This window comes from Neobacillus drentensis NBRC 102427, assembly GCF_001591445.1.
Classification (GTDB): domain Bacteria; phylum Bacillota; class Bacilli; order Bacillales; family Cytobacillaceae; genus Neobacillus; species Neobacillus drentensis.
Genome location: NZ_BCUX01000005.1, coordinates 201,515 through 219,466, shown reverse-complemented (window position 1 = coordinate 219,466; position 17,952 = coordinate 201,515). Strand labels below are relative to the sequence as shown.

The following is a 17,952-nucleotide window of genomic DNA, read 5'->3' as shown; positions in this document are numbered from 1 at the left end:
ATTAGGTTTGTGATTAACCGTTTTGCATCTCATAAGCAAACCCGTTAGCATTATTGTGCTGCGGTTTTTATACTTAAATTAGATTAATTTCTTCCATAAGAATTTCAACATCGACGATCATGTTGCCTTCGTCATCTACTTCGATTAACTCATCTTTTTTCATTTTTGTCAGGGTTCTGCTAATTGTTTCTCTTGTTGTGCCGATCATATTAGCAAGGTCCTTGTTGGTGAATTCGGACTTCAATAGAATTGTCCCATCTTCTTGTTCTTTACCGTGCTTCTGTGCAAGCCGAATCAAAAGTTTGATGATTTGTTCATAGGTATTATTAAGAATTTGCTCTTCTAATCGGTTTTGCAGATCGACAATTTTTTCTCCCAATACTTTAAACACTTTAATACATAACTCAGGGTTTTCAATCAAAACGGTTTCAAATTTTGAAATTGGAATCGCAATGAGTGTTGAGGGCTCAAGCACTTCTGCATAGGCAGGGTAATCACCTTTTCTGAAAAAACCTACATGGGGAAACATTTCCCCTTTTTTAGCAATCGCAACAATTTGTTCTTTGCCATTAATATCACTTTTGTAGATTTTAATTTTTCCGTCATAAATAAAATAGACATTTTCAAGTGGGTCGCCTTGGAGAAACACATGACTCTGTTTTTTCCATTCTCTAGCAATTGAGATATCTGCTATTTTTGTAATTTCAAAATCAGTTAGTTCTCGGAAAAGTGTAAAATCAGCAAGCACTTTTTTTATCAAATCAATTTTCATTTAATCACCTTCAAATTTTTAGTCCGTTACTATCTATTGTAACAAAAATTCTAGCAATAGTTTATTGTTATTGATATTAATTGTTTAAGGAGAGTTTAAAGTCATCTTTATTCAGAATAAATTACCAGGAATAATATAAATAAAAAAGTCTTTTTTTCTTTTGTTGCGAACGTTCATTCGTTAATATAGAAGTAATGAGGTGAGGAAGCATGAAGTTAAGAAAAAGCCTGCAAGAAATTTTGTCAGACTTAAAAATAAATGATCAATTTAAGGAAAATATCGTCACATGGCACACTCTCGAAGAAAAGCCAGCCCAAACAGTACCGCTGCCTAGTGACCTTCATCAGGTTTTGAAGACTGCTCTAAAGAGTAGGGGGATTGAGCAGCTATATACACATCAAAAATCAGCCTATGAAAAAATTATGGACGGGAAAAGTATCGTCGCCGTTACTCCGACAGCTTCAGGAAAGACTCTTTGCTATAACCTGCCCGTTTTACAATCAATCCTAGCAAATCCAAGTACACGTGCACTGTATATGTTTCCTACGAAAGCACTTGCACAGGACCAAAAAACTGAAATTAATGAAATTATTCAAGCAGCAGGCGTGGATATTAACAGCTATACGTACGATGGGGATACACCGGCAAATATTCGGCAAAGAGTGAGACAGGCAGGGCATGTGGTTATTACTAACCCAGATATGCTCCACTCAGCAATCCTGCCCCATCATACAAAATGGGTTTCTCTGTTTGAGAACCTTAAATTTGTTGTGATCGATGAACTTCACACTTATCGAGGTGTTTTTGGAAGTCATGTAGCCAATGTTATTCGAAGATTGAAACGTATTTGCAGGTATTATGGGAGTAACCCTGTATTTATTTGTACATCTGCTACGATTGCGAATCCCCTTGAGCTGGCAGAAAATCTAACCGAAGAAAAAATGCATCTGATCGATAACAATGGGGCCCCTAGCGGGACAAAGCATTTTCTATTCTATAATCCACCTATTGTAAACAAACCATTAAACATTAGAAGAAGTGCGACACTAGAGGTTCGGAAAATCGCTGGGGAATTATTAAAAAATAAAATTCAAACCATCGTTTTTGCGAGAAGCAGAGTTAGGGTCGAAATCATTCTGACTTATTTACAAGAATTAGTGAAGAACCAATTGGGGGCAAAATCGATAATGGGCTATCGGGGCGGGTATCTTCCAACTGAACGAAGGAAGATTGAAAAAGGGCTCCGTTCAGGTGAGATTTACGGTGTTGTCAGTACCAATGCTCTCGAACTAGGTGTTGATATAGGGCAGCTTCAAGTATGTATCATGACAGGCTATCCTGGGACGATATCCAGCGCTTGGCAGCAGGCAGGAAGAGCTGGAAGAAGGCATGGAGAAGCCTTAGTCATTATGGTGGCAAGCTCCAGTCCTCTTGACCAATATATCATCCAGAATCCTGATTACTTTTTTAATAAAAGTCCGGAAACAGCAAGGATTAATCCTGATAATTTAATTATTTTAATCGATCATATGAAATGTGCTGCCTATGAGCTGCCTTTTAAACCAGGCGAGCAATTCGGAAGTGTAGAAACAGAGGAACTGCTAGAATATTTAACCGAAGAACGTGTCCTTTACCGAAATGGTGAAAAGTGGTATTGGATGAATGATTCCTTTCCTGCTCATAACATTAGCTTACGGTCTGCCTCACAGGAAAATGTAATAATCGTTGACCAAACAGATATTGCGAATGTAAAAGTTATTGGGGAAATGGACCGCTTTTCTGCGATGACGCTCCTCCATGACGAAGCGATTTATTTACACCAAGGTACGCAATTCCAGGTAGAAAAGCTTGATTGGGAGGAAAAGAAGGCGTTCGTTAGAGAAGTGGATGTAGACTACTTCACCGATGCTAATTTAGCGGTTCAATTAAAGGTACTCGAAGTCGACAAGCTTCTATCGATAGTTGATGCTGAGTTTGGTTATGGGGATGTTAGCGTAAGGGCAATGGCAACGATTTTTAAGAAAATTAAATTTGAGACACACGAAAATATTGGATCCGGACCCATCCATTTGCCCGAAGAAGAGCTTCACACAAACGCCGCCTGGATTTCCCTAAACCAGTCGATGTCAGAAATGGACCATGAGCGGCTCGAACAGGGGCTTGTCGGAACTGCGCATGCCCTAAACCATATCGCACCATTATTCGTAATGGCCGATCCTCAGGATATTCATGTTATTCCGCAAGTAAAGGCAGACCATAACGAAAAACCAACCATTTTCTTTTATGATCGCTACCCAGGCGGGATCGGTTTAAGCGAAAAAATATACACCGGCATGTCAGAAGTATTTGAGGAAACAAAGAAAATGATTACTCGCTGTCAATGTGAATCGGGATGTCCGTCATGTATTGGCACAGATACCATTAGTGAAACAGCAAAAAGGGATGCCCTAAGAATTATTGAAGCCTTTTTAAAATCTTCAATGTAGAAAAGGAAGATAAAAGATGTCGCTAAAAAGTAAATTAAATCGTTTAAAACCACATCTTTCTGTTGGCAATCCATCTGAAAAAAATAGTACACCGCCTCCAGCAGCGAACATTGAAGTCCCATTCTGGGAAAGATGGGAGCAAGAGAACGTTTTTCCATATTTTATGGACCAAGATTACTGTTTGATCAGAGAAGTGAAATATCCACTCTCCTATCAGCATGGACATTACTGTTTTCGCGATTTTTTAACCGCAATCGATATATGGAATCAACAGCCCGTCAATCATCCTTTATCAGCTAAAGGGCATCAAGCTGAGGAATTATTCTTTTTTGATACGGAAACGACTGGCCTTGGCGGTGGGGTAGGGAACACCATTTTCATACTGGGTTATGCCAGCATTTCTGGTGATTCCCTTATTTTAAGACAACATATTTTACCGCACCCGGGAGCCGAGGTTCCGTTATACCAAAGCTTTCTAGAAAAGGTGAATTATAAAACGTTGGTTACCTACAACGGAAAATCGTTTGATTGGCCACAGGTAAAAACAAGGCACACCTTAGTTCGAGAACATGTCCCAAAGCTGCCGCAATTTGGACATTTTGATTTATTTCATGCAGCAAGGAGGCTTTGGAAGCATAAATTAGAACGGTTAAAGTTAGTAATAGTTGAAAAGGAAGTCCTTGGGGTAGAAAGGGTTGATGATATCCCCGGCTTTTTGGCACCGATCATTTATTTTGAGTTTATTGATAGTAAACAGCCGGATGGTATGCTTGGTATTCTCAAACATAATGAAATTGATATTTTATCACTTATAACTTTGTATACTCATATAACCTTTCAACTATGTGGAACAGATAAAACTCAAACAAGACCCGAGTCCTATGAGGTAGGGCGCTGGTTTGCTTCTCTTGGAGAAAAAAATGAAGCAAAGAAAGTTTTGTCCAAGCTGGCCACGGGTAAGGATTTTACTTCCTATCAAGCAAAATATGCTCTGGCATTACAGCATAAAAAGGATCGCGACTGGGAATGCGCACGGAATATGTTTTCTGATGTAGTTGATTGTGGTGATAACCGGCTGATGTTAGAGGCATGCATAGAACTTGCAAAAATACATGAACATAGGCTAAAGGATTATCCACTTGCGAGAGATTATTGTCAAAAGGCGATGATCATTGTATCCGAGATGGAAAACCCTCCTATAATGACAAATCAAAGCAGCTTAGAGCAACTTAAGTTACGTCTTAAAAGGTTAGAGCGAAAATTATAAAAAGTAGGTCAGAAGATTGTTTTTTGTAAAGTTCACTTTTCTGCCACAAATGAGTGAAATTTAATTTAAAAAACCAGCATTTCCATATTGTTTATCATAGTTGAAAGAGGTAAAATTTGAAATTGGATTGAGAAAAAACGACTATTTAAACATTTGGAGTTGGTAGTAATATGTATAAAGCGATTTTATTCTTATTTTTTATTGTCGTTTGTTTGACTGCAGTTATTTTTACGAGTTTAAAAGATAGCTTTTATTCTTTTTTATAAATCAAAAAGCATGGCATAAACGTGTAAAACTAAAAAAATAGGTATTTTCATTAGTACAAGAGTAATCCCTTCAACATAGGCTGTAATGTAAACCAATAACTGAAGGGAGATTAATATATGTATCTTGGAACTAATTTTATGCCGCCAGTCATTCATCCGACTAAACAAATTGTGAATCATACGTTTTCAACAACTGTGGTTCCGCATATTCACCCGGTCCACACTACAACGGTGAATCACCATATGTATCAACATAAACATTACTGTCCACACACAGCATCTTGTGCTGAGGAGTGCTGCAACCAGCATATTGATTGCTGTAACCCATGTGCACCAAACGTAATGCCAATAGCAGCACCTGTTGCAAATGTACTACCAAATGCACTACCAAATGCATTGCCAAATGCTATGCCTGGAATGGGTGGTCCAGGTTTCGGCCCAGGAGGCCCAGGTTTCGGCCCAGGAGGTCCAGGTTTTGGTCCAGGAGGCCCAGGTTTCGGCCCAGGAGGCCCAGGTTTCGGTCCAGGGGGTCCAGGGTTTGCACCGGGACCATTCATGGGTCCTAGACGTTAATTGAAATAATGTCTGTTGCAGGGGCTTTTAGCCCTTGTTTTTTAATTGTTTTCTTTACTTATATGATATGCTTGTACTATTCAAATGTTTGTCCATTTTTTTAAAAAAATTCTTGGCGAGGTGAACGTTCTTTATGAAAGTTCTGACCATTTCAGGTTATAAACCTTTTGAATTAGGAATTTTTAAAAATGATCATCCCTCTGTATTATTTCTCAAAGCTGCTATAAAAAAATCACTGATTCCACTGTTAGACGAGGGTCTAGAGTGGGTGCTAATCAGCGGTCAATTAGGTGTAGAGCTCTGGGCTGCCGAAGTTGTATTTGAATTACAAACGGAATATCCAGATTTAAAACTTGCGGTGATCACGCCGTTTTTGGATCAGCAAGCTTCATGGAAGGAAAATAATCAGGAATGGTATGAGTCAGTCTTAGCACAAGCAGATTTCATTGATTCTGTTTCGAAAAGGGGCTATGAAAAACCGTGGCAATTTAGGCTGAAAAATCAATTTTTTATTGAAAAAAGTGAGGGACTCCTCCTTCTTTACGACCAGGAAAGGGATGGAAGCCCAAAATACCTATATGAAATGGCTCTTGAATACCAAAAAAAACATCCATTTCCCATTGAGCTTATCACATTTTATGATTTACAAATGATTGTCGAGGAAGAACAAATGAAACAGCAAGACTTTTAAACTTATGGGTCATTTTTTTAGATGGAAATCCATATATTGAAATGATTTATAAATTCTTACATTTAACAACACAAATGAAAATTGACAAAACTACATATTTTTGAAAAAATAATAGGTAGTGATTGGCGAATACTGAGGTGAATAGAATGCTGTCAGATAAAGTGAAATTAACAGCTAAGGATATTTTAGAAAAAGAGTTTAAGACAGGTGTACGGGGTTATAAACAAGAAGATGTTGATAAGTTCTTGGATTTAATCATTAAAGATTATGGTACATTTCATCAAGAGGTTGAAGATCTTCAACAGGAAAATCTTCGTCTTCGAAAACAGCTTGAAGAAACATCAAAAAGACAACCAGCAGCACAACCTGCTGGGACAACAAATTTTGATATCTTGAAGCGGTTATCCAATCTTGAAAAACATGTTTTTGGCAACAAGCTCTACGATTAACAAGAAATAGGAAAATTTCCTGATAATAACCATTGAATTACCAGCGTGAAATACATATAATAAATTGTATTCATTAATAACGTTCGGGTAATCGCTGTAAGATGCATTTGCTATTCTTGCAGAGGAAAGTCCATGCTCGCACGAGCTGAGATGCTCGTAGTGTTCGTGCCTAGTGAATTCATAAGCTAGGGCAGTTGGGGCTAGCATCCAACTGACGGCCGGGAAAATACCTAAGTCCTTTGGGATATGGTATGAATACCTATAAAAGTGCCACAGTGACGTAGCCTTTCCAGAAATGGAAAGGGTGGAACGGGTAAACCCCACGAGCGAGAAACCCAAATAATGGTAGGGGCGCTTTCTCTGAGGAATTGAACAAGGAGAAGGACAGGTTCAAATTTGAGCCTGTAGATAGATGATTACCACCTAAGTACGAGACACACCCGTGTCGTTTGTAGTACACTGGTACAGAACATGGCTTACAGAGCGTTATTAATGGGAATGTATGCTGGATTAAACGGCTCTCCTAATAAGGAGGGCTTTTTATTATTATAAATGTACATATTGCATTCGTTTCCAACTTTTTGTCAATAATGAAATCGAATGAAAGATTATCATATTAGTGAAAAACTTACATACAAATGAAAAAGAATTAAGGGTGGAAAAATGGGAAATTATCAATTAATAGCTACCGCGGCAATGGGGCTTGAAGCATTAGTTGCCAAAGAAGTACGGTCATTAGGATATGACTGTGAAGTGGAAAATGGAAAGGTCATCTACACAGGAGATGAATATGCGATCGCTCGCAGTAATTTATGGCTTCGAACAGCAGACAGAATTAAAATCAAGGTCGGAGAATTTAAGGCATATACCTTTGATGAATTATTCGAAAAAACCAAGGCACTCCCATGGGAAAAATTCTTACCTGAAGACGCAGAATTCCCTGTGGTTGGTAAATCTGTGAAGTCTACGCTCTTCAGTGTTTCTGATTGCCAGGCAATCGTAAAAAAAGCAGTTGTTGAAAAAATGAAACAACATTATAAGCGAAGTACCTGGTTTGAGGAAACTGGTGCCTACTTTCGCATCGAAGTGGCACTTCTAAAAGATGTTGCTACGATAACCCTTGACACAAGCGGTCAGGGGCTGCATAAACGCGGTTATCGAGTCGATCAGGGTGAAGCACCCCTAAAGGAAACTCTTGCTGCTGCACTTGTTCTGCTCACTAACTGGAAGGCAGACCGACCATTCATGGACCCTTTCTGCGGTTCTGGGACGATTCCTATTGAAGCAGCAATGATTGGGCAAAATATTGCTCCAGGCTTTAACCGAGAATTTGTATCTGAGCGATGGAATTGGATGCCATCAAAAGTGTGGCAAGATGCTAGAACTGAAGCGGAAGACTTAGCAAATTATGATCAACCATTAGATATTTTAGGAACAGATATCGACCATAGAATGGTGAAAATTGCCCAAGATAATGCATTTGAGGCTGGCTTTGCGGACTTAATCCATTTCAAGCAAATGCAGGTTAGAGATATTTCTACAAACAAACAATACGGTGTCATTGTCGGTAACCCTCCATATGGAGAAAGACTCGGGGAGAAAAAAGAAATCGAAAACATGTATAAAGAAATGGGCCAAGCCTTCAATGCTCTTGATACATGGTCAAAATATATCCTGACTTCCCATGAGCAGTTTGAACAATTTTATGGACGGCCAGCGACCAAGAAGAGAAAGCTATTTAATGGTTTTATTCGTACAGACCTTTATCAATATTGGGGAAAGAGACCTCCTCGTCAAAATGAACGGATTCAAGAAAAATAAAAGGTTTAACAAATTTATTTTTGTGGTAATACATGAAAGTTTTTTGGGGAGGCTACCATGCAAAAACGCATGCCATTTGAGATTGCAAAAACTGAATCCTTTTATGATAAATTAGGTGAATGGATTGGTGACTTATTTTATGATATTTTACCAGATGCCGGATTTGAATTGAGGGATGAACAGATTTACATGGCTTTTCAACTTGAAAATGCCTATAAGGATAAAAAAGTAATGTTTGCTGAAGCAGGGGTTGGAACGGGGAAAACTATCGTTTATTTGCTTTATGCAATTATGTATGCACGCTATACTAATCGTCCAGCAGTAATTGCATGTGCGGATGAGACCTTGATTGAGCAGTTGGTTAAAAAAGAGGGAGATATCGCAAAGTTAGAGAAAATTCTTGGCTTGGATATCGATGTCCGTTTGGCAAAGTCGCGCGATCAATACCTGTGTCTAAAAAAGCTGGATACGACTAGGAACAATGATTTTTCTGATGAAATTTCAGATATTTATGAAAGCCTGCCTGATTTTGTTCATGCAGTTGGCTCGATGCAAACCTTTGAAAAGTATGGTGATCGAAGAGATTATCCATCCTTATCAGATGAAAAATGGAATGAAATTAATTGGGATGCGGTCCAGGATTGTTTTGCTTGTGAAAAGCGTCATCGCTGCGGGCTTACATTGCACCGTGATTATTATCGTCATTCTGAGGATTTAATTATCTGTTCCCATGATTTTTATATGGAGCATATCTGGACAAAGGAATCAAGAAAGCGAGAAGGGCAGCTTCCGCTTTTACCTGAACATTCCTCAGTGGTTTTTGATGAAGGACATCTCCTTGAATATGCAGCCCAGAAAGCATTAAGTTACCGGTTTACTGATTATACATTAGAAACACTGCTCACAAGGTTGATGGAAAATGAAGTACGTGAAAAGACCTTGTATACGATTGACGAGGCTTTATTAGATAATGACGCATTTTTTGATGCCATTTCACAATTCTCCTCTCTTTCACAAGGTTCTGATAAACAAATGATTACTAAGCATCCATTAGTATTAAAAACATGTAGAAAGTTACTTTCAACCCTTCAGGTATTAGAGGAGGAATTAGTGTTTGAAAGTGAGCTATATGTAATTAATGAGTACGATTTGAAGATCGTTGAGGAGTATTTGGAGCAAATCACCCATTCGTTATCGCTTTTTCTTAAGGAATTAAACGGAATCACATGGTTCGAAGAAAAAGGGGGAGAACGTACACTGGTTATTATGCCTCGAATGGTCGAGGAAGTAATGCGGGAAGAAGTTTTCACTCAGAAGAAGCCGTTTATTTTCTCATCCGCAACGTTGGCTAATCAAAAGTCGTTCGACTATATTGCTGCTAGTATTGGTGTAGATGACTACTTATTTTTTTCAGTGACGTCTCCATTTGATTATGATGATAAAATGGAGCTTTATATTCCAAAATTCAACAAAGAAGATATTGAAGGGAAATTAGACTATATCTTAGCGGAACTTCACAAATCAGAGGGACGCGCCTTAATTCTTTTAAATAATAAAGACGAACTTGCGCGACTAAAGAAAAAGCTATCTGGAGTAATCCCATATCCAATTTATTTTGAAGGAGATGAAGAAATAAGTACGCTTGTTTCTAAATTCCAGAATGAAGAACATGCCATTCTTTGTTCACTTCATCTCTGGGAAGGTCTTGATATACCGGGCAGATCACTTGAAAATGTCATGATATTTTCACTTCCTTTTCCACCGAATGATCCGGTCTTTACCGCCAAAAGGGCTGGTGTTGACAACCCATTTACAGAGGTTGACCTGCCATATATGCTGCTCCGCTTACGTCAAGGAGTTGGCCGCTTAATCAGGAGTGAGAAGGATCAAGGAACGGTTCATATTTTAGTAGAAGAAGATATCGACGCAGATGTGTTACAAATGATTAAAGAGGTTTTGCCAACACAAGCGAAAGAATAAAAATGAAGTATAAGAAAAGCGGAAGCACTAATTAAAGTGCTCCGCTTTTTTCTTTATCTGCCTAATAATCTTAATCCTTCGGGTGTCATTTTATCCGGTGACCATGCTGGTTCCCAGACGAGGTTTACTTCAACCTTTCCGGTTTCCTCGAGCCCTTCGACGCTATAACGAACCCCGCTGGTAATACTGTCATGGAGTGGGCAGCCTGGCGTTGTTAACGTCATGGTGATGGTAACATCATTTGATTCTGTTATCTCAATATTATAAATCAAGCCTAGGTCAACTACATTTATGTTTAATTCGGGATCATAAACACTTTTTAACGCAGATAGAATTTTTACTTTAGTATTCATCATAAACACCTCACTATTTTTTTAAAACCTTTAGGATACTGATTGCAATAATAATAAAAACGATTGAAAGTACAAACTGACCGATATTAAAAAGAATAGCTACATGAAAAGTTAGAGCACAAAAGACGATCAGTACAGCAACGATAAATAAAGAGAATAACGTCGGAACAATTTTTTCATTCATCATTTCTTTCAATGAAGGAACCTTGTTTTTCCCGATTTCCTTACTATATTTATAAGTCCACCAAAGGAATGGAACAATTTTATATAAATAACTAACAATACTTAAGACGATCCAGAGTAATAAATAGGCATAGATGAGTGGGCCGGCAAAATGGCTAACATCTTGATTCCATAACATGATAAAGGCAGCTAAATGAATTACATTTCCAAACCCAATCGCAACTAAAGCAAACCTAAATGGTTTATCTAGTGTCTTCTTCAATCTTTTTTTGATGATTATTTTTATATGCCAACTGAAAATAGTAAACCCAATCAAAAGTAATAAGAAACCAATTTTCAGAAGGATGCTGTTATTCGTAAAAAAGGAAACAAGTGAGACGACAAGTCCGGAAAGATAAAACCCATAAACAAATTTAGCTTGAACCATCGGAAAACCATGGGATAGAGAAAACATCGGCACCATTTTATAGGAAAATCCAAAAATTAACAGAGTAAACCAGCCTGAAACTCCCATTAATAAATGTGCTTCAAAGATTGATTGATAATATTCACTGGCAAATCCTGTTTTTAAGCTATAAATTAATGTAATCCCTAAAGAAATCGTTATAAATAAACAAACAAGGGACGAACCGACAAAGGCTGTCAGAATCGTTGGTTTCGCTTGCTTACTAAGTGTCATAAACATTTGTACTAAAAACATTAAGATACCAAGTAAAGTTAGCACACCCGGGATGATTGCATTTTGCGGCGACCAATATAACATCGCTGCAAATGAAGTAATTCCGACAGCAGTAACGAAAAACTGGATGAAGCCAAATCGTTCATTCCAGATATTGGTTAGGAATGCAACTGGTACCAGCTGATACATGGCTCCCATTGCTGCCATCAATGCCCAGCCAAGGACTAAAAAATGAGCTGAAGACCAGATAACAGGGATTCTAAAGCTCCCATCCGTCATCAATTGTCCATTTACTAAAAGTTGAATTTGCGAAAGTACCAAGGCAAATAAACTAAACAAGATAAAAGAAATTGGAAGCTTAATATTTGTTTCACTTCCCATAGTTTGAGGAAGCATGATTGTTCACCCTCTTACCGGAAGATTTCGATTTTAAAGCTTCCGTCATTTTGTTCTTCTGTACGCTGTTGATAGCCTAATTCCTCTAATTGCTCATAAAGGAACATGGGCCTTCGATCATTAATGATTGTTAATACATCATTTTCCCCCAGAGTTTCCAAAGCGGCTAAGGTTCGCATCATCGGCTGGGGCGGTTCTAAACCTCGATTATCTAAGAGCATGAATATTTCACCCTTCTTCCTTTAGGCTTTCTTTGTGAATGTGACTTTCCAATGTTTGCTTTCAATTTCTTCTTCTTCATGCGTGAAACCTTTTGCTTTTAATACCGCGAAAAGTGGTACTGGTTTAAAAGGGGCATGGAGGATAAATATATCATTATCTTTTACTTCCTTAATTGCCTCCATAATTTTTTGAAATGGTTCAATTTTATTCTTTAAATCCTCGCGAACATCAAGTTCGATAATACGTTGTTCCATCGATGTTTCATCTCCTCTAATAATATTAGTTCAAGACCGCTAAATTAATAAAATAATTCCTGTTCAAGCGCTTCTCGGTCTATTAAGTAAAAACCATTTTCATCCAATGTAACATAATCTTTCTTCTTTACATGATTGATCGTCCTGCTGACAGTTTCTCTCGAAGTACCAATCATATTCGCCAATTCACGATTCGTGAACTGAGTGGTTAGCTTATAGCGCCTCCCAACTATCTCACCATTAGATTTACAGAGCCTAATAAGCAGCAAAATTATTTGTTCAAAAGTATTATGGAGAACTTGTGCTTCTAATCTTCCTTGCAAATCTACTATTTTTTCTCCTAATACTTTAAATAACTTAATGCAAAGTTCTGGATAGGAAATAAGTATTTCTTCAAATTTATCTATGGGAATGACGATGATATGTGAATCTTCCATCACTTCCGCATGAGCGGGGAAATTCCCCTTTCGGAAAAATCCGGCGTGAGGAAACATTTCACCGGGTTCAAGCACGGATATGAGTTGCTCTTTCCCTGATTGGTCAGTTCTGCAAATCTTTATTTTTCCACTATGAATAAAGAAAACTCGGTCAAGTGGATCATCCTGCATAAAAATATACATCTTATGTTTATAAAAACGAGTTTGTGCAATCTTCACGATGGGCTCTAGTTCTTCTGCCGACAGTTCTTTGAAGATTGGGACAACAGATAATCTTTTTACAATGTCCTCTTGCTTCATTAACATCACCTTCGTATTAGTAATTCTGTTTGACTAAATTGTAGCAGTGTTTTCAATGTAATTATGTGACCGCCGTCATAGTTAATTAGTTTTTATGAAAATAATTCTCAGTCTGCCTTGTGAGAATTATCACAAGGGTTCGATGAGTTCCCTCACTTTGTGACGGACTTGTGAAAGTTACAATACGATTTGTGACAAAATACGAAAGGGTGAATTTGAAATGGAAATACAACGGGGAACACCAACAAAAAAAGTGGTGAAGACAAATAAAAATGCAATGCTAAAATCAATATTAGTTATAACCATTTTACTTAGTTTCACTGTATTGCTAGTAGGCGGTTATTGGATTTTCAAGGAGCAGGCTCCAAGACCTGTAGAGGTTACTAATGAAAAGGGTGACGTTTTATTTACAAAAGCTACAATTATGGGCGGACAGGCCGTTTTTCAAAAGTACGGTTTAATGGATTATGGAACCGTATTAGGGCACGGATCCTATATGGGACCGGATTATACAGCAGAAGCTTTAAAGGTCTACACAGAAGGAATGCAGGATTTTAAAGCGAACGAAAAATATAGTAAAGACTATGGATTAATAAATGAAGATGAAAAAGCTGTTATTAAGAATAAAGTTATAAAAGAAATGCGTAAAAATCGTTATGATAGCAAAAGCGATACAATGGAGTTAACAAATGCACAAGCATTTGGACTTGAAAAAGTAAGAGCGTACTATAAAGAAGTATTTACTAAAGGTGACGGTTGGGGATTAAAGGCAAACCTCATTAAAGAAGGGGACATGCCTAAAACGAATCGAGCTTATGTTGCAAATGGTGATCAAATTACACAAATATCTGATTTCTTCTTCTGGACTGCCTGGCTTTCAAGTACAGTCCGTCAAGGTGATAAAATCACTTATACGAATAATTGGCCTTATTATGAAGACGCAGGGAATCAAGTATCATTTTCTGCTATTTGGTGGAGTGGTGCCAGCATTACTCTATTTGTATTAATGGTAGGAATTATCCTGTTTGTTTTCTACCGTTATAATTTTGGTATGCAGGAAGCGTATAAAGAAGGCAATTTCCCAAGAATTGATTTACGAAAAATACCGGTGACGAGCTCACAAGTGAAAACAGGGAAATACTTCGTCATTGTAGCAGCATTATTCTTTGTCCAATGTATGTTTGGGGCGCTGCTTGCCCACTATTATATCGAACCTGATAATTTCTTCGGTATCAAATGGATTCATGATATTCTTCCATTCAATATTTCTAAAGGTTACCACCTACAGCTGGCTATCTTCTGGATTGCAACAGCATGGCTTGGAATGGGAATTTATGTAGCACCGCTCGTTGGCGGTTATGAGCCTAAAAAACAAGGTTTATTGGTAGATATTTTATTCTGGGCTCTGGTTGTTCTTGTTGTTGGCAGTATGGTCGGTGAATGGCTGGGTGCGAACGGCTACTTGGGAAACAAGTGGTTCTTATTCGGACATACAGGCTGGGAGTACATTGAGCTTGGGCGTATCTGGCAGTTAATCTTGATTGTCGGTATGCTAATCTGGCTATTTATTGTTTATCGAGGCATCAAGGCTGGTCTGAAGAGAGAAAATGATAAAGGTGGATTAATTCACCTATTATTCTACGCAGCCATTGCGGTACCGGCATTCTATATCTTTGCCTTATTTATCAACCCTGGTACTAGCTTTACATTCGCCGATTACTGGCGCTGGTGGATTATTCACTTATGGGTAGAAGGTATCTTTGAGGTTTTTGCCGTTGTTGTCATTGGTTTCTTATTGGTTCAACTTGGTCTAGTAACGAAAAAATCAACCGTAAGACAACTATATTTCCAATTGATCCTGCTCTTAGGCAGTGGTGTCATCGGAATCGGCCACCATTACTATTATAATGGTTCAGCCGAAGTATGGCTGGCTCTTGGAGCAGTATTCTCGGCATTAGAAGTTATTCCATTAACCCTGTTAATCCTAGAAGCATATGAGCAATATAAGATGATGCGTGAGGGTGGAGTAGATTTCCCTTATAAGGGAACATTCTGGTTCTTAATCTCTGTCGCTATTTGGAATTTAGTTGGCGCAGGTGTACTTGGTTTCTTAATCAACTTACCGGCAGTCAGTTATTTCGAACATGGGCAATTCTTAACACCAGCTCACGGTCATGGATCAATGATGGGTGTATATGGTATGTTTGCTTGTGCTGTATTGCTTTACTCATTGAGAAATATAGTAAAACCTGAGGCATGGAATGATAAATGGATTAAATTTAGCTGTATCATGTTAAACGTTGGACTTGCAGGAATGGTTTTCCTATCCTTGCTTCCAGTAGGTTTCATTCAAATTAAAGAAGCCTTCAATCATGGTTACGCTGCATCCCGTTCAGCATCATTCCTGCAAAAGGATATTGTTCAAACATTATTATTATGGCGTGCGGTGCCTGACACCATTTTCTTAATCGGCGTAGTAGTATTATTGTTATTCTGTATTAAAGCTATCTTTAATTTACGGAAGCCAACCCATAAAGAGGGAGAACAACTTCCAGTTAAAGATTTATCGCTTGATGAAGAATAAAATAGATAAATCCGCAAAGGTCAGCTTTGCGGATTTTCTTTGTCCTTTTTCTCATAGCATTCAAAACAATAAATCTCTTTCTCCTCGGTATGAATTCCGTTAAAAAAGCCATCCAAGCAATAGATTTCTTTACTGCAGGACTTACACGATCCAATTAGTTCCTTCAATTGTCATACCTCCAGTATTAATAAAATCATCTGATTGGTGTGATACTACTCACTAAGTTTTTGTCTATGTTTTCTTATAATATAATAGAAGTTAACAAACTAATAGGAGTGATAATAATGCAAACTTACGCAAAAGTTATTAATGTACCAGATTTTCCACCACGTGAAAAACATCCTACAATATTTAACGGCTTTGATGGTTTAGCATCAGGTGAGACAATGATGATTGTAAATGATCATGATCCAAAACCACTTTTATATCAATTCATGATGGAAAGACCTGAACAATTTTCTTGGGAGTACCTTGAAGAAGGCCCTGAGACTTGGAAAGTAGCTATTAATAAAAAGTAAATTTTTATAGGTCATTTAAGCATCTTAACCATTTTGCGTATTTAGTTTCAATTTAACATTCTCTTATCCCCATAAATATATTTTACAACAGAAATTCCTTCTGTTGTTTTTTTATACACTGAAAAGGGACCATTACCTCCTTTTCAGAATAATGTGTTAAAATTTAATGGGAATCAAAAGGGGGAATAGCATTGAAATATGGACTATTAGAAAAAGAGTTTCTAGATTATGTGAAGAAAATGGCAGCCTACAATGAAGCACTTGGATTAGTATATTGGGATCTAAGAACAGGGGCTCCGAAGCAGGGAGTTGAACAACGTTCAGAAGTAATCGGGATGTTATCATCCGAAGTTTTTAAAATGTCTACCTCGGAGGAGATGGCCGCATACATAGCTAATTTATCAAAACAGTCACTGTCCGAAAAGACGAGCAAAATCCTTGAAGAATGTAAAAAAGAATATGAAAGAAATAAAAAAATCCCAGCTGAAGAATACAAAGAATTTGTCATTCTTCAGTCAAAGGCAGAGAGTGTTTGGGAGGAAGCAAAGGCAAGTTCAGATTTCGCCTTATTTAGTCCGTACTTAGAAAAACTTGTCGAGATGACTAAGAAGTTTGTTAGTTATTGGGGTCATAAAGATAATAAATATGATGTGTTATTAGACATGTACGAACCCGGAATGACGATGAAGGTTTTAGATCAAGTATTTGGCGAATTAAGAGAAAAAATAGTTCCATTAGTTAAGCAAATTTCTGCCTCTCCACATAAACCAAAAACGGATTTCTTATTTGAAGAATTTCCAAAAGAAAATCAACGTGAATTTAGTTTGAAGATCCTCGACAAAATGGGTTATAACTTCCAAGCTGGAAGACTTGATGAAACTGTTCACCCTTTTGCAATCGGGTTAAATCCCGGCGATGTGCGCGTTACCACCAAATATGATGAAAACGACTTTAGAACCGCTGTTTTTGGAACCATTCATGAAGGCGGCCATGCTTTATATGAACAAAATGTTTCTAAAAGCCTGATCGGTACTCCACTATGTTCAGGAACATCGACTGGAATTCATGAATCTCAGTCGCTATTTTATGAAAATATCCTTGGACGAAGTTTACCATTTTGGAAAAATAACTACGACCTTCTAAAGACATATGCAAATGGTCAATTTAAACAAGTTGACATTGAGGATTTCTATCGAGCTATTAATGAATCTAAACCATCATTTATAAGAATTGAAGCAGATGAGCTAACCTACCCGCTTCATGTTATTATCCGTTATGAAATTGAAAAAGGCCTATTTAATGATGAAATTGATGTGAAGGATTTACCGACGATTTGGAATGACAAGTACGAAGAGTACTTAGGCATTCGACCTGAAAATGATGCGCAAGGAGTTCTTCAAGATGTCCATTGGGCAGGTGGAAGCTTTGGTTATTTTCCGTCGTATGCCCTTGGGTATATGTATGCAGCGCAATTTAAACATAAAATGCTTGAAGCACTTCCAAATTATGATCAATTAGTCGAGCAAGGGGACCTTTTACCGATAAAAGAATGGCTGACTGAAAATATTCACCAATTTGGAAAAATGAAAAAGCCGCTTGAAATCTTACACGATGTCACTGGTGAAGGACTCAATCCGAAATATTTAATTGATTATCTGTATGAGAAATATGGTAAGGTTTATAGGTTAAATTAGAGAGTTAAGATACAAAAAAGGCTTCAA

Annotated in this window: 17 protein-coding genes and 1 other RNA gene; 11 read left to right on the top strand and 7 right to left on the bottom strand. The window is 37.7% G+C overall.

Annotation, left to right across the window (positions count from 1 at the left end):
* Positions 1-73: 73 nt before the first annotated feature.
* Positions 74-772: a Crp/Fnr family transcriptional regulator gene (locus BDR01S_RS03615; RefSeq protein ID WP_066257076.1), complete on the bottom strand. Its 699-nt coding sequence runs from the start codon at positions 770-772 to the stop codon at positions 74-76.
* A gap of 209 nt (positions 773-981) precedes the next feature.
* Here BDR01S_RS03615 and BDR01S_RS03610 point away from each other — a divergent pair, with 209 nt between their 5' ends.
* The 8 genes from BDR01S_RS03610 to BDR01S_RS03575 all read left to right on the top strand — a co-directional run bounded on the left by BDR01S_RS03610 (position 982) and on the right by BDR01S_RS03575 (position 10,305).
* A complete protein-coding gene (locus BDR01S_RS03610; protein ID WP_066257075.1) occupies positions 982-3,258 on the top strand; it encodes a DEAD/DEAH box helicase in 2,277 nt (758 codons plus the stop codon).
* Positions 3,259-3,274: 16 nt separating this feature from the next.
* A complete protein-coding gene (locus BDR01S_RS03605; protein ID WP_066257072.1) occupies positions 3,275-4,525 on the top strand; it encodes a ribonuclease H-like domain-containing protein in 1,251 nt (416 codons plus the stop codon).
* Between the two features lie 383 nt (positions 4,526-4,908).
* Positions 4,909-5,364 (top strand): CotD family spore coat protein, encoded by a 456-nt coding sequence (locus BDR01S_RS24725; protein ID WP_066257070.1) that lies wholly within the window; start codon positions 4,909-4,911, stop codon positions 5,362-5,364.
* Positions 5,365-5,497: 133 nt separating this feature from the next.
* Positions 5,498-6,055, top strand: coding sequence for an SLOG family protein (locus tag BDR01S_RS03595; protein ID WP_066257068.1), 558 nt, complete (start codon positions 5,498-5,500; stop codon positions 6,053-6,055).
* Positions 6,056-6,201: 146 nt separating this feature from the next.
* Positions 6,202-6,504 (top strand): cell division regulator GpsB, encoded by a 303-nt coding sequence (gene gpsB / locus BDR01S_RS03590; RefSeq protein WP_066257064.1) that lies wholly within the window; start codon positions 6,202-6,204, stop codon positions 6,502-6,504.
* A gap of 79 nt (positions 6,505-6,583) precedes the next feature.
* Positions 6,584-6,988: RNase P RNA component class B (gene rnpB / locus BDR01S_RS03585), an RNA gene on the top strand.
* A 179-nt stretch (positions 6,989-7,167) separates the two neighbouring features.
* On the top strand, positions 7,168-8,325 hold the full coding sequence (locus BDR01S_RS03580) for a THUMP domain-containing class I SAM-dependent RNA methyltransferase (protein ID WP_066257062.1): 1,158 nt from the start codon (positions 7,168-7,170) through the stop codon (positions 8,323-8,325).
* A gap of 57 nt (positions 8,326-8,382) precedes the next feature.
* Positions 8,383-10,305: an ATP-dependent DNA helicase gene (locus BDR01S_RS03575; RefSeq protein WP_066257061.1), complete on the top strand. Its 1,923-nt coding sequence runs from the start codon at positions 8,383-8,385 to the stop codon at positions 10,303-10,305.
* A 53-nt stretch (positions 10,306-10,358) separates the two neighbouring features.
* On the opposite strand, the gene BDR01S_RS03570 is transcribed toward BDR01S_RS03575, so the two are convergent.
* Genes BDR01S_RS03570 through BDR01S_RS03550 form a run of 5 tightly spaced genes read right to left on the bottom strand, consistent with a single transcriptional unit; the run spans position 10,359 to position 13,129 of the window.
* Entirely contained in the window at positions 10,359-10,658 is a 300-nt protein-coding gene (locus BDR01S_RS03570; RefSeq protein ID WP_066257058.1) for a metal-sulfur cluster assembly factor, read from the bottom strand.
* A gap of 13 nt (positions 10,659-10,671) precedes the next feature.
* Complete coding sequence (locus tag BDR01S_RS03565; RefSeq protein WP_066257053.1) at positions 10,672-11,916, bottom strand: hypothetical protein; 1,245 nt, start codon at positions 11,914-11,916, stop codon at positions 10,672-10,674.
* 14 nt (positions 11,917-11,930) lie between these two features.
* The gene (locus BDR01S_RS03560; RefSeq protein WP_066257050.1) at positions 11,931-12,137 is read right to left on the bottom strand and encodes a DUF2249 domain-containing protein; all 207 of its coding nucleotides are present in this window, start codon (positions 12,135-12,137) and stop codon (positions 11,931-11,933) included.
* A 21-nt stretch (positions 12,138-12,158) separates the two neighbouring features.
* Positions 12,159-12,392, bottom strand: coding sequence for a DUF2249 domain-containing protein (locus BDR01S_RS03555; protein ID WP_066257048.1), 234 nt, complete (start codon positions 12,390-12,392; stop codon positions 12,159-12,161).
* Positions 12,393-12,436: 44 nt separating this feature from the next.
* On the bottom strand, positions 12,437-13,129 hold the full coding sequence (locus BDR01S_RS03550; RefSeq protein ID WP_066257045.1) for a Crp/Fnr family transcriptional regulator: 693 nt from the start codon (positions 13,127-13,129) through the stop codon (positions 12,437-12,439).
* Between the two features lie 220 nt (positions 13,130-13,349).
* Between BDR01S_RS03550 and BDR01S_RS03545 the strand changes: the two genes are divergently transcribed.
* Positions 13,350-15,713: a nitric-oxide reductase large subunit gene (locus BDR01S_RS03545; RefSeq protein WP_066257043.1), complete on the top strand. Its 2,364-nt coding sequence runs from the start codon at positions 13,350-13,352 to the stop codon at positions 15,711-15,713.
* A 20-nt stretch (positions 15,714-15,733) separates the two neighbouring features.
* On the opposite strand, the gene BDR01S_RS25650 is transcribed toward BDR01S_RS03545, so the two are convergent.
* Positions 15,734-15,880 (bottom strand): hypothetical protein, encoded by a 147-nt coding sequence (locus BDR01S_RS25650; protein ID WP_169801406.1) that lies wholly within the window; start codon positions 15,878-15,880, stop codon positions 15,734-15,736.
* A gap of 117 nt (positions 15,881-15,997) precedes the next feature.
* On the opposite strand from BDR01S_RS25650, the gene BDR01S_RS03540 reads away from it, so the two are divergent.
* On the top strand, positions 15,998-16,231 hold the full coding sequence (locus BDR01S_RS03540) for a DUF2249 domain-containing protein (RefSeq protein WP_066257041.1): 234 nt from the start codon (positions 15,998-16,000) through the stop codon (positions 16,229-16,231).
* Between the two features lie 191 nt (positions 16,232-16,422).
* Positions 16,423-17,925, top strand: coding sequence for a carboxypeptidase M32 (locus BDR01S_RS03535; RefSeq protein ID WP_268874650.1), 1,503 nt, complete (start codon positions 16,423-16,425; stop codon positions 17,923-17,925).
* Positions 17,926-17,952: the final 27 nt, after the last annotated feature.